Genomic DNA, 236 nt, shown 5'->3' with positions numbered 1-236 from the left:
ATATTTAATTGCTTAATCAGCCAATTGGTCAGTAAGCGGTCAATATCATCACCGCCAAGCGCACTATTGCCGCCTGTGGCCAATACTTCAAAAACGCCGTCATTTAGTTTTAAGATAGAAACGTCAAAAGTGCCACCACCCAAATCATAAATTAAGTAATAACTTTCTTTATCACCTTCTTGATTAGGCTGATCGAGACCATAGGCAACGGCTGCGGCGGTCGGCTCATTTAATAG

At 41.9% G+C, this 236-nt stretch carries 1 protein-coding gene; it reads right to left on the bottom strand.

The annotated features are described in order from the left end of the window. On the bottom strand, positions 1-236 hold a 236-nt coding region (locus tag AAEY88_RS15475), incomplete at both ends, for an Hsp70 family protein (protein WP_350563809.1).

Origin of the sequence: Psychrobacter sp. CAL346-MNA-CIBAN-0220 (genome assembly GCF_040309805.1) — a bacterium.
Classification (GTDB): Bacteria; Pseudomonadota; Gammaproteobacteria; order Pseudomonadales; family Moraxellaceae; genus Psychrobacter.
Note: the sequence above shows the minus strand (reverse complement) of the source record. Positions and strands in the feature narration are given on the sequence as shown.